Genomic DNA, 11578 nt, shown 5'->3' with positions numbered 1-11578 from the left:
GAGCACGGTCGGCAGAGGTGACGTCGAATGTGATCCCTGTACGCATGAGGTACTCTCGCATATCCGGGACAGCGTAGGAATCCGAAAACTGGACTCTTTCGTTTCGATCAATCCACTAGGGTCGCACCCAAATAGGTGGGGCCATCAAAAACAAGATCCGTACTTTTACAGATCACCGCACCAACGCATCGCAAACGACTAGATAACATTGTCTCAAGCTGGGTCAGCCACGGCGTCGATCGTCCGGATCCATTGGGCGGCCTGCCGCGCGGCATCCGCCAGCACGGGTTTTGGCGCCTTGTACCACTCGTTTTCAGGCAATTCCCGATGCTTTCGGATATGGGTGATCGCCGCGTCAAGAGTCGGAAACTCATCTGGCAGTGTGAGGTGGAGGAATAGCGCCACCACGGCGACGGAGCGTGATCGCCCACCACGGCAGTTGACGAGAATGTTCCCACGCTCACGCCTCGGATAGGACGGCTTGTCAGGCATGACCTGCTCAAGTGCGGCCCGAAGGATGTAATGGGCAGCCACCATCTGCGTTTCGGGATTCCCCGCGCCGTCGATCAGGCCGATCTTGTAGTAACGGATTTCCCCCGGCCCATAGATACTGCCCTGATGATCTGACACGACCTGAGGCTGCTGCACGTAGTTGAAGTCGAGATTGACCGCACAATTTACAACCGTCGTGATACCGTTGCGACGGAGCAGATCCAGGTCGCTTGCTCCTTCCTTGCCCGAAATGAACAGATCGACGCCGTAGATCGGGTGATGCCCATAAATAAGGCTCAGCGTCGGCAGTTCACCGGTCTCCCGTGCCTGCTCTCCATTTGCCGGAATTCTCTGCATCTCGTTCTCCGCAGGTGATGCCCCCTCTGCCCGAAAGCTGCTCATGAGGCTTCAACCTTCGCCTGGGCCAGCTTGTCGATCCGGGTTTGGGAGATCGACCGTGCGACACGGTCGAGCGTTGGATAATTTGCTCCCTCACCTGTCGCGATATAGCCGGGGCAGAGATAATCCCGGGAGCCCAGAGCGACCTTGCCGAGGGTCAAGGGTTCGTAGCGGCCGCCAGCCTTCCGGAGGATTAGGATTGCGGCTGCCACATCCCACGCGTTAACCCCGAAACCCGTTGCAGCATCGGCCCAGCCGGCCGCCACATGGGCAATGCTGAGCGCAGCACTTCCGGGACGGCGTAGGGTCGAGAAGGTCTCGACAAGTATGCCCATATTGGCAAGCGCCTCCTCCCTCCCATCGAGCCGAAAGTCCCGCGAGACCGGATAACCGGTGACCAGGGTCGCCTGCGCCTCGCTGGCGACGGCGCTGGAGCGCAGCGGTTCACCATTGAGATACGCCGAGCTGAGGTCGGCTGAAAACATCAAGTCCGCAACGGGGTCATAGATTGCGCCTGCAACGACTTCATTGTCGATGACCGCTGCAATCGAGACACACCAGAAGGCAAGGCCACGAGCGAAATTCGCCGTACCGTCGATCGGATCGACATACCACTGAATATCGCCGATGCCGATCTGGCCGCCCTCTTCCCCCATGATGGCCGAAGAAGGTTCGCGCTCAAGAATGAACGCACGGATCGTGGCTTCCGCGCGTTTATCATGGACTGTCACGATGTCGTGCAGGTCCACCTTGTAGTCAACAACCATTGCCGAGCGAAACGCATCCAGCAGCGGTTTACGGACAGAGAGAGCTGCGGCTTTAGCCAGATCCATCAATCGGCGAGAGCGCACAAGTGCGTCTTGCAACACAGATGGCGAACTTGCCGGGAACGGGTGGTCCAACATGAATATCCTTACCTTTCAATGTAAAACCGGCGCAGTCGAAACCGCGCCGGTCGGCATCATTTGGAGTAATTGACGCGCCAGAAATCCTGCCACTCTTCGCGCCGATCAAAATCGTCGAGACCCGTTGCCGCGTCGTAGCCAAAGAGCTTGTCAGAAACCTTGGCCAGGCCGGATGGCTCATTCTCCGGCATCTTGATGTCCGTGTTGGTCGGAACCTTGCCGTCCTTCATCTGCGGCGCGATCCCCTCTTCTGTCAGGATATAATGGATGAAGAGCTTTGCCATATTCGGGCTCTGCGTCTTCGACGCGATCAGCCCAAGCTTGATGTAAGTCCAACCGATCCAGGGATCGAGATCATCGCAAATGCCAAGCTTATATCCCTTGTCCGCATTGTCGCGGAACTTGGCCGAGCTGAGTAGGCCGAAGAAGGGCTCCTTTTGGCTCGCGGCACCGACCGCTTCCGCTATCGGGTCGTCACCAGCCGTGGCCAGCGGCGCATTCTGTGCCAGAGCCTTGATCCAGGCAGCCGCGGCGCTTTTCTCGCTGGTCTCGATATCCTTGCCGAAATGTGCCTTGTACGCTGCCGCTACCTTGTCGTTGCCGTGCGTTTCGAGCTGGTTGAACCAGTCCGTATAGCTTCCCTTGGTCAGCGGATCGACGAGAGCGACTTTGCCCTTCCACTTCGGCTCTGTCAGCTCCCAGATGTTGCTGACAGGGCACTTGTCATACGTCTCCGTATTGTAGGCCCAGACATTCGCATTGGTCGAAATCGCCAGCGGGTTTTGCAGACCACCCGGGATCTTCCCGACCATGTCGGCAGGCAGATAGCTCTCGACAAAGCCTTCCGGAAGGAGCTGCGCCTGCGCGGCCGGGGCGTCGGTGATCAGAACGACATCACCCTGCACATTGTTCGCCTGGTTTTCGCGAATGATCATCTCGAGCTGGCTGTTGGCCGAAACCTTCATGCCCGTTGCCTTCACCCCGTATTTCGCGCTGAAGTTATCCGCCATCTCGACGATTTTGCCGGTACTGTCGTAGATATTGATCGGCTTTTCGTGCTTTGCGGCGGCAATCAAGGCGTCGAGATCGAAAGCCTCCTCGGCGTGCAAACTGGCCGTTGATAAGCCAGCGAAAAGGCTGGTAGCCATCAACATGCCCAGCAGATTATTTCCATTCCTCATGACTTCCCCTCCCAAGGAAATAGCGGACAGGGACCAACCTGCCCCTGACCTCACTGTTTGTAGTTAACCCGCCAGAAATCCTGCCAACCCTCGCGCTTATCGAGGTCGTCGGCCGCTGTCGCCGGGTCGAAAGCCATCAGTTCTCCGAGGTGCTTGCCGACCCCCGAAGGCTCGTTAACCGGAAGGCCAATCGTGGAATTGCCGGAAATTTTGCCATCTGCCGTCTGTGGGGCGATGCCCTCCTCTGTCATCAGATAGCGAACGAAGAGTTTGGCGGCATTCGGGCTCTTGGTCTTGGCCGCGATCAGGCCAAAACCGGGATAGAGAAAGCCGGTGAACGGTTGGACACCCGAGCACAGTCCAAGTTTCAGGCCCTTGGATACGTTGTCGCGATATTTCGCCGTCGAAGTGATCACGAAGAATGGATCAACCTGGCCTGGCGCACCGGCCGCTTCCGCAACGGTGGAGGAATCGGTCAGGAGCGGTGCGTTTTCGGCAAATGCCTTGACCCAAGCTGCGGTCGCCGTCTGACTGCTGGTATCGAGCTTTTTGCCATAATGCGCCTCATAGGCCGCCGCCACCTCAGCATCGTGGTGGGTCTCGATCTGATTGAACCAGTCGGCATAGTGCGGCTTGTCGAACAGGTCGAGCATGGCAAGCTTGCCCTTCCACTCCGGCTCCGTCAGCTGCCAGATATTGGTGACCGGGCACGTGTCGTATTTCTCCGTATTGTAGGTGAAGACATGCGGATCGGACACGACGACCAATGGATTGCGCAGCTTCTCGCCGATATCGCCCACAAGATCCGGCGGCGTCCAGCTGGCGACGATGCCCTGGGGAAGAAGTTCGCCCATCGCAGAGGCGACGTCGGTCGCAACGCTGACGTCGCCCACAACATTGTCAGCCTGAAATTCGCGGGTCATAAGCTCGATCTGGGTGGCCTGGTTCACCTTCTTGCCGCTGGCCTGAACCCCATACTTGGCCGTAAAAGCCTGAGCCGTATCGACGATCTTGCCGGTGACGGCATAGACGGTGATCGGCGGCTCCTTCTTCGCAGCCTCAATCAATGCTTCGAGATTGAATGCGTCTTCAGCATGCCCGCTGCTGCCAAAGGCTGCAGAAAGCGTGAGCGCAAAGGCGCAAGCGGCTGTCGCATGCCGATAGGTGTTGGTCCGCGTTGTCCTGGTCATCATGTTTGCTCCCGATAGCTTTTTCATTTTTGGTAGTTCATCCGCCAGAAGTCCTGCCAGTCCTCGCGCGCGTCCCAATCGTCAAGGGCAGTGGCCATGCTGTAGGGCATCACCTGGTCGAGGGCGGAACCGATGCCGGACGGCTCGTTGGCCGGCAGCTTGACGTCGCTGTTCGTCGACATCTTTCCATCTGCCGCCTGCGGCGCGATCCCCTCCTCCGTCATGACATAATGGATGAAAAGCTTGGCCGCGTTCGGGCTGTCCGTCCCTTTGGTGATCAGCCCCACACCGGGATAGAGCCAGCCGAGCCAAGGCTTGAGATCCTTGCAAAGGCCAAGTTTCATGCCCTTCTCAGCATTGTCGCGAAACTTGGCGGAACTCATCAACCCCATGAAGGGCTCGGTCTGTCCGGGGGCGCCAACGGCTTCAGCTGCTGCCGCATCTGCATCGGTCAACAGAGGAGCATTGGCCGCCAGGGCCTTGATCCAGGCGGCTGTGGCGCTCTTCTCGCCCGTCTCCAGATCCTTGCCGTAGAAGTCCTTGTAGGCAGTAGCGACCTTGTCGTCACCGTGGCTCGCCATCTGATTGAACCAGTCCACATAGGATGCCTTGCCGAGCGGATCCTGCATTGCCACCTTGCCCTTCCACTTCTGCTCGGTCAGCTCCCAGATGTTGCTGACAGGGCACTTATCGAACAGCTCCGTATTGTAAGCCCAGACATTGGCGCTGTTCACGACGGTGAGCGGTGACTGATATTCAGCCGGGATTTTGTCGGCCAGATCCGACGGCAGCCAACTCTCGGCGAACCCCTGGGGAATGAGCTGAGCCATCGCCGCCGGCGCGTCGCTGATGATCGACACATCACCCTGGATGTTGTTGGCGCGGGCCTCGCGAATGATCATCTCGAGCTGTGCGGTCGCCTTGACTTTGGAGCCCTCAGCAGCAATTCCGTATTTTGCGGCAAAGTTCTGTGCCATGTCGACGATCTTACCGGTGCTGTCATAGACAGTGATCGGTTTTTCCGCCTTGGCCGCTTCAATCAGTGCATCGAGGTTGAAAGGCTCTTGCGCCTTTACGGTGCCTCCAAGCGTCGTCAAAAGCGCGGCCGAAACTAAAAGCCGGCCCATGCCATTTTTCATTGCATGCGTCATACTGCTCCTCCTCTAGCAAACGTCCAGAACCCGTAGAATTCAGTTTCGGCTGCCCTCCATGAGGACCGTGTCAGCTTCGCTGATCCGCTTTCCCTGCACATCGAAAACATGAATGGCCTCAGGCGGCGCGTGCACGAAGACCCGCTCGCCACTATCGGTGCGCGGCAATGCGTGGGTGGTGAGGAAGAGCGTATGGTTCTTGCTCTTCAATTCAAGGATCCAGCTTCCACCGGTTGGCAGCACTCCCGTAACCGTCATTTCGGTACTGAAACTGTTTTGGGGCACGGTCTCCCGGCTGGTCACGTAGCTCATAGCTTCGGGCCGCAGGCCAACCGAGCCTATTCCCCGCAATTGCGGAAACTTCGCCGAGAGATAAGCTTCCGCCTGATCGGCAATGTCGGAGGCCCCCGGCTTACCAAAGTTCAGGATGTTGATGGGCGGGCTACCGACGAACTCCGCAACGAACCGGTTGGCCGGTCGATCATAGATGTCGTTCGGCGTCCCCATCTGCTGCAAGGTGCCCTCGTTCATCACGGCAATCGTAGTGGCCAGGGTCATGGCCTCCCACTGGTCGTGCGTCACGAAGACAATCGTGGTCTTGAATTCATGGTGAAGCCGCTTGAGCTCTGCCCGCATTTCCAGACGCAGACGTGCATCGAGATTCGACAAGGGCTCATCGAGCAAAAGCACACCCGGATTGACCGCCAGCATACGGGCAAGCGCCACGCGTTGCTGCTGGCCTCCAGACAGCTGCGAAGGATAACGGTCGCGGTATTTGGCAATATCGAGGGCCTGCATGACGCGATCGACACGAGCCTCGCGCTCGACTTTCGGCAGATTGCGCAACCGCAGCCCGAAATCCGTATTGCGCTCGATGGTAAGGTGAGGCCAAAGCGCATAGCTCTGAAACACAAGTCCCATTTCCCGCTTTTCCGGCGGCACGAAGATTCCTTCTCGCACGGAATCAACGACCCGGTTACCGACCTTGATCTCTCCTCCGGAAAGGTTTTCCAGGCCGGCAATCATTCGCAGCGTGGTAGTCTTGCCACAGCCGGAGGGGCCAAGCAGACACATGAATTCTCCATCGCGGATTTCCAGGTCGAGATCGGCAACGGCATTCGCTGCAGCGACACCATAATTCTTCTGTGCACCCCGTAGGTTGATGGTAGGCATCAGCTTCCAAGTCCTTCTGCAAGATTTGTGCGGGTGAGCTTCTGGGCCAGCAGCGTGCCGAAATAGGCAATCGCAGCGATAATCAGCACCACGGCATTGGCAGCCTGAGTGTAGTGATAGTCGACCAGACGCAGAGAAAAGGTAGTCAGGACGTCCGTGCTCGGTACCGCCAGGATCACGAACAGGCTAAGGCCCTTGATGCCCGAGATGAACGGCAACAATACGCCGGTGACCAGCGAGCCCTTCTGGATCGGGATCACGATGGAGACCATGCGACGGAACCAGCCGGCTCCGGCAATCTGTGCGGCCTCTTCCGGATCCTTGCCCAGCTGCGTCATGGCCGAGATACCCGCCCGCGATGCATAGGGCATCTGATCGGCAATCAGTGCCAGTATCAGGATCATCACCGTGCCATAGAGTGCGGGCATGGGGCCGCGGGGAACCGCAAACAGCGAAAGGTAAGCGGCAGCGAACGCGATTCCCGGAACGAGATAGGGCAGGAATGTCACCTGACGGAGATAAACCGAGAGGCTACGGACCGGAGTACGGATGACAACATAACCGACAAGCAGACCGAGGACACCCGAGACCAGGGATGCAAAGCCAACGATCATCAGCGTGTTCTTAGCCGCAGCCCAGAGATCCGGGCTCAGAAGGATTCCGGTTTTCAGGGCAACCGTATGAAGGTCTGCGCCGATCCAGTAATCGAGAGTGAAATTGTCGAGCGTAAACCGCGCTGGCACTTTCATGACTGTCGACAGGGCGAGCGTCAGCAGCGGCATGCCGACGCTCAGAATGAAGACCGCTGCGGCAAAGCCGGTCGCCGGAAGGCGCAGCTTTCCAAGACGGTTTTGACGGTTCATCGAACCCTTGGACCCTATGGTCACGAAACGCCGTGCCTCACGGACCAGTCGCGCATCGATCATCAGCGTAATGATCCCGATCAGCATGATCGAGGCTGCCACGACACCTGCGACACCGGTCTGGCGTGAAGCGATGCTGCGAAACAGCGAGGTTGACAGCACCTCGAACTTCACAGGCAAGCCGAGCACGTAGGGCACACCGAATTCGCCTAAGCACTTCGCGAAGATCAGTACCATGGACGACATGAGCGCCGGCCGCATCAACGGCATGATGATCTGGATTGCGACCTGGTAGCGGCGTGCCCCGAGAATGCGGGCGGAGTCCTCAAGCTGGCTATCAAAACGGCGCAGCGCAGAGCCAAACAGCAGGATCACGAAGGGGGTGTAGTGCAGGGCCAGAATGATGATGATCGGAACGCGCCCATAGGCGAGCCAGTCCGGTGGTGTCAGGCCGATGGCCTCGAACCAACCCGGCTGACCGCCGACGGTTCGGTTCTTAAACAACGTCGTCCACGCAAGTGCAAAGGTCCAGGCGGGCAGCATGTAGGGCACGATCAGTGCGGTCGCGAACCAGCGACGACCGAACATATCGGTCCGGCTGATCAGCCAGGCAAGAATGGTACCGATCACCAGCGACAGCGCTATCGCGCCGAAGGCAACTGTCAGGGTGTTCAGGAGAGGTCGCCAGAACAGATCGGTTGCCACTGGCGAGAAGAACGCGCGATCCATGTAGTAGAATGTGAGAGCCCCCACATCTTTGCCCAGACGGCGCTCATGGCCGAACTGCACCATGACGGAATCCAACACAATTGAGATGATTGGCACAACGATCAAGTAGGTAAACAGCAAGGCGATGAGAATGCCGATCAAGGTGGTCGGCTCGCGCATTGCGACCTTCAGGCGATATCGCCAGGCCTGCCACGCTGAAGGCGCGCTGGACACCTCATGCCCCAGCGGACTTTCCGCATTGGTTGCTTCACTTAGAAGAGCCATGTTTCCTCCACCGGCCATCCACCGCAAGGTCCCCAACCGGAAGACACACGAATGCTTTCTCGCTTGGGCTGCAAACAATCAGCCACCAGCGCATAGCCTTCTGCGATGTATTCAATCCTCCCGACGGGTTTCCCGACCCGCCATACCTGCGTGAACGCCCAGAGGCGCCCCCTGTCGCGGACTCGGTGGAATTCGTCCCCTTTGATCCTGCGATAGGGTGGATGATCAATCGTATGCGGCGTTTTGTCAATCATAAATTTGCACACGCGGTCATTATTTTATCTTGTTGTTTTTATGCTATTTTATTGGATATCTTACCACCATTTATGCACGCGCGATCATTGTCGATGTCGATTTGGCGGCGTGATTGGCGACAGGCACAGCGCTACTGCTTGAACAGGCGCTCTTCTCTGCAGGAGCAATCGCGACGATCCGAAGTTTTCTCGCATCAGTTCAGCATTCAGACATTTTTGGGATTGGAATATTGTGGACTTTATGGCCAGTGGTGCGACAAGAATGGTAAAGGGAAGACGATGGCTAGAGGGTTCGTGACGGCGGAAGAAGTGGCACGACGTGCCGGCGTCTCGCGTTCGGCGGTGTCACGAACATTTACGCCAGGCGGCAGTGTGTCCAAGGCCGTACGCAAGAAGGTGCTCAAAGCAGCACAGGAGCTGGGTTACCGGGTCAACCGCTTGGCGCAAGGGCTGAACAATGATCGCTCGAACCTGATTGGTGTGGTGGGAGCCAATCTCAGTTCGCCGTTCATCTCCAAACAGCTCGATGCTTTGAGCCTCGGACTTCTTAGACGCGGCTCACAGTGTCTATTGCTAAATGCGGCGGACGCACGCAAGGATATCGCGCCGCTCATCGAACTCCTATTCGAATTTCGTGCTCAGGCAATCGTTGTTCTGTCCGGGGAACCACCGGCATCGATCATCGATGAATGCATCGCCAACGGCGTACGTCTGGTCTTGATTAACCAGAGCATGGACCGGACTGACACCAACATCGTTCTGAGCGACGACTCCCACGGCGCCGATCTTGCGGCGCTGCGTTTGCGGGCAGCAAAATGCCAAAAAGTCGCCGTTGTCACCAGCGGCAGCCAGACACCGGCACAGATGCGACGGGCCAATGCCTTCACAAAACGCATGATTGCGGAAGATATCGAGGTTGTTTCCTGGTCGGACGGGCCAACCACTTACGAGACAGGATACCGGGCCGGCTGCGAGCTGTTGAAGGACAATGGGATCGATGGCGCCTTCTGCGTCACCGATCTCCTGGCACTGGGCTTTTTGGACGCTGCCCGGCTGGAAATGAACCGCCGCGTACCGCAGGATCTCTCTATTGTCGGTTTCGACGATATCCCCCAGGCAAGCTGGAAAAGCTACCAGTTGACCACCATTGCACAGTCATTCGAGGCACTGACGGAAAAGGTGCTTGCGGCTCTCGACAGCAACGAACCGGAAACGAGGCTACAAGTGGTTCCCGTCAACATGGTTGAGCGGACCACCGCCCGTTAGGCCCGATGCCCTCTCCTATTGAAACACAATCAATGCCAGCGTGTTCACTGCTCAACTCATGGGACGTCAGCTCAGCTCCGGATGCGGCTGTCATTCAAAAGGCCGCTGTCACTGAGGATGGGATGCGCAACCGATGCAATATGGGCATTGATCCTTTTCAGGTCACGCAGCAGATCGAGATGCAGTGAGCTGGTCTGGATGCTGTCCGAGCGCCCATCGCGCAAGCGCTGCAGGTGACGTGCTGCCGACTGTTTTTCCAAGCGCCGCACATCTTCCTTCACTTCCACGAGACGACGAGCCAGCTCGCAATTCTTCGTGGAGAACACTGACTGGGCCATGCGCAGATTTTCAAGCGTGATCGCGAACAGCCGCTGCAGTTCGTCCTGGCCGTCCTTCGAGAACTCAAGACCCAGAGCCACCTTCTTCGCAATTTCCGGTCGGATGCCCTTCTCGATAATGTCGCCAATGTGCTCCAGATTGATGGCGTACTCCACGATATCCATCGATCGGCGATAGTCCTGTTCGCTCAAGTCCTGCTGCCCGATCTTGGAAACGAAGACCTTAATTTCATGTTGAATACGGTCGACGCGCCCTTCTAGTGCACTGATATTGCTCAACTGTGAGACGTCGTTGCCACGCATGGCGTCGGAAGCCTGACGCAGCATGCTCTCGATAAGATCGCCAACCAGCATGACCTCGCGACTGGCACCCACCAGCGCGGCGACCGGTTGATCCAGATCGTGGATGTCGAGAAAGCTGTGTTGGTCAGCCTGCGGCTTCAGATCGGGCAGGATCGCTGCGGTCAGCTTCAAGAGGAGCGGAGCGAGCGGCCAGGCAATGAGCACGACAGCAATATTGAAGAGAAGATGGGCGTCAACGGCCAGCTGCTGATGTGAAAAATAGGGAAGCTCGAGCACCTGTGCTGCAGAGCCAGCTAGCGGCATCGCAAGTGCACAACCAACGGCCCGGATGATGAGGTTGCCAAGCGTGACGCGCCGAGCCGCAATCGAGGCTTTCATCGTGGCCAGGACCGGTGGGACAGCGCCACCCAGGTTTGCGCCAAGAACCAGTACGATCACCAAACTGGAATCGATGCCGCCGCTTGCCGCCAGCGACAGGATCAACACGACCACGGCAAGGCTTGAGGAAGCAAGTACGGCAAGGCCCGCAGAGAACAGGAGCGCGACGGGCCAGGCGTCACCCAGCATGGTGATGAACAGATTGAGCGCTGGAGACTGGCGGATCGGATCGGTCGCGGCCGACAAGAGATGCAACGACAAGAGCATCAGTCCAACGCCAACCAGCGCCGTTCCAGCTCCCTGTTTTGCCGTAGATGCCGTCCGCAACAGAACAACGCCGCCGAGGATGAGCAGAGGAGATAGCCAGCCAAGTCCAAACGCGACGATCCAGGCTGTGATCGCCGTACCGACATTGGCGCCAAGCATAACGATTTGCGCCATGGCCGGCACAATCATATCCCTCTCGACAAAAGAGGCGACCATAAGGGCCGTCGCCGTGGAGCTTTGCAATGCAATTGTTGCGAGAAAGCCTGCAACAAGCGATCTGGGGCCGCTCCGCGTCCCGGCGGCGAGGCCGGATCGCAACCTTGGACCGAGCGCGCGCGTCATCCCCTCCTTGATCTGGCGAAGGCCGAAAAGAAGCAGAGCGACGGCGCCGAACAGGTTGATGCTGACTATGGCAGATTCCATCC

General features: G+C 58.0%; 9 protein-coding genes. 1 reads left to right on the top strand and 8 read right to left on the bottom strand.

What is annotated here, in order from left to right; translation table 11 throughout:
• Positions 1-213: 213 nt before the first annotated feature.
• From ACQQ2Q_RS22285 to ACQQ2Q_RS22255, 7 genes are all read right to left on the bottom strand, one after another.
• Positions 214-849, bottom strand: a complete 636-nt coding sequence (locus ACQQ2Q_RS22285; protein ID WP_428189293.1) for a dual specificity protein phosphatase family protein — start codon at positions 847-849, stop codon at positions 214-216.
• 41 nt (positions 850-890) lie between these two features.
• Complete coding sequence (locus tag ACQQ2Q_RS22280; RefSeq protein WP_428189292.1) at positions 891-1796, bottom strand: inositol monophosphatase family protein; 906 nt, start codon at positions 1794-1796, stop codon at positions 891-893.
• A 56-nt stretch (positions 1797-1852) separates the two neighbouring features.
• Positions 1853-2950: an ABC transporter substrate-binding protein gene (locus tag ACQQ2Q_RS22275; RefSeq protein WP_428189299.1), complete on the bottom strand. Its 1098-nt coding sequence runs from the start codon at positions 2948-2950 to the stop codon at positions 1853-1855.
• 77 nt (positions 2951-3027) lie between these two features.
• Positions 3028-4167, bottom strand: coding sequence for an ABC transporter substrate-binding protein (locus tag ACQQ2Q_RS22270; protein WP_428189298.1), 1140 nt, complete (start codon positions 4165-4167; stop codon positions 3028-3030).
• 23 nt (positions 4168-4190) lie between these two features.
• Positions 4191-5294, bottom strand: a complete 1104-nt coding sequence (locus tag ACQQ2Q_RS22265; protein WP_428189297.1) for an ABC transporter substrate-binding protein — start codon at positions 5292-5294, stop codon at positions 4191-4193.
• A gap of 63 nt (positions 5295-5357) precedes the next feature.
• Positions 5358-6491 (bottom strand): ABC transporter ATP-binding protein, encoded by a 1134-nt coding sequence (locus ACQQ2Q_RS22260; RefSeq protein ID WP_428189291.1) that lies wholly within the window; start codon positions 6489-6491, stop codon positions 5358-5360.
• Positions 6491-8347: an ABC transporter permease gene (locus ACQQ2Q_RS22255; protein ID WP_428189290.1), complete on the bottom strand. Its 1857-nt coding sequence runs from the start codon at positions 8345-8347 to the stop codon at positions 6491-6493. Before ACQQ2Q_RS22255 ends, ACQQ2Q_RS22260 begins: the two co-directional genes overlap by 1 nt.
• A gap of 533 nt (positions 8348-8880) precedes the next feature.
• On the opposite strand from ACQQ2Q_RS22255, the gene ACQQ2Q_RS22250 reads away from it, so the two are divergent.
• The gene (locus ACQQ2Q_RS22250) at positions 8881-9867 is read left to right on the top strand and encodes a LacI family DNA-binding transcriptional regulator (protein WP_428189296.1); all 987 of its coding nucleotides are present in this window, start codon (positions 8881-8883) and stop codon (positions 9865-9867) included.
• Between the two features lie 71 nt (positions 9868-9938).
• On the opposite strand, the gene ACQQ2Q_RS22245 is transcribed toward ACQQ2Q_RS22250, so the two are convergent.
• Positions 9939-11576: a Na/Pi cotransporter family protein gene (locus tag ACQQ2Q_RS22245; protein WP_428189289.1), complete on the bottom strand. Its 1638-nt coding sequence runs from the start codon at positions 11574-11576 to the stop codon at positions 9939-9941.
• Positions 11577-11578: the final 2 nt, after the last annotated feature.

Origin of the sequence: Agrobacterium sp. ES01, from assembly GCF_050320885.1 — a bacterium.
In the GTDB taxonomy this organism is placed as follows: domain Bacteria; phylum Pseudomonadota; class Alphaproteobacteria; order Rhizobiales; family Rhizobiaceae; genus Allorhizobium.
The sequence above is the reverse complement of the archived record's forward strand: the minus strand, read 5'-3'. Positions and strand labels throughout refer to the sequence as shown.

Coding starts and splice junctions, on each gene's coding strand:
- ACQQ2Q_RS22245 (WP_428189289.1), bottom strand. CDS start 11,576: ATGGAATCTGCCATAGTCAGCATCAACCTGTTCGGCGCCGTCGCTCTG.
- ACQQ2Q_RS22280 (WP_428189292.1), bottom strand. CDS start 1,796: ATGTTGGACCACCCGTTCCCGGCAAGTTCGCCATCTGTGTTGCAAGAC.
- ACQQ2Q_RS22260 (WP_428189291.1), bottom strand. CDS start 6,491: ATGCCTACCATCAACCTACGGGGTGCACAGAAGAATTATGGTGTCGCT.
- ACQQ2Q_RS22250 (WP_428189296.1), top strand. CDS start 8,881: ATGGCTAGAGGGTTCGTGACGGCGGAAGAAGTGGCACGACGTGCCGGC.
- ACQQ2Q_RS22285 (WP_428189293.1), bottom strand. CDS start 849: ATGCAGAGAATTCCGGCAAATGGAGAGCAGGCACGGGAGACCGGTGAA.
- ACQQ2Q_RS22265 (WP_428189297.1), bottom strand. CDS start 5,294: ATGGGCCGGCTTTTAGTTTCGGCCGCGCTTTTGACGACGCTTGGAGGC.
- ACQQ2Q_RS22270 (WP_428189298.1), bottom strand. CDS start 4,167: ATGACCAGGACAACGCGGACCAACACCTATCGGCATGCGACAGCCGCT.
- ACQQ2Q_RS22255 (WP_428189290.1), bottom strand. CDS start 8,347: ATGGCTCTTCTAAGTGAAGCAACCAATGCGGAAAGTCCGCTGGGGCAT.
- ACQQ2Q_RS22275 (WP_428189299.1), bottom strand. CDS start 2,950: ATGTTGATGGCTACCAGCCTTTTCGCTGGCTTATCAACGGCCAGTTTG.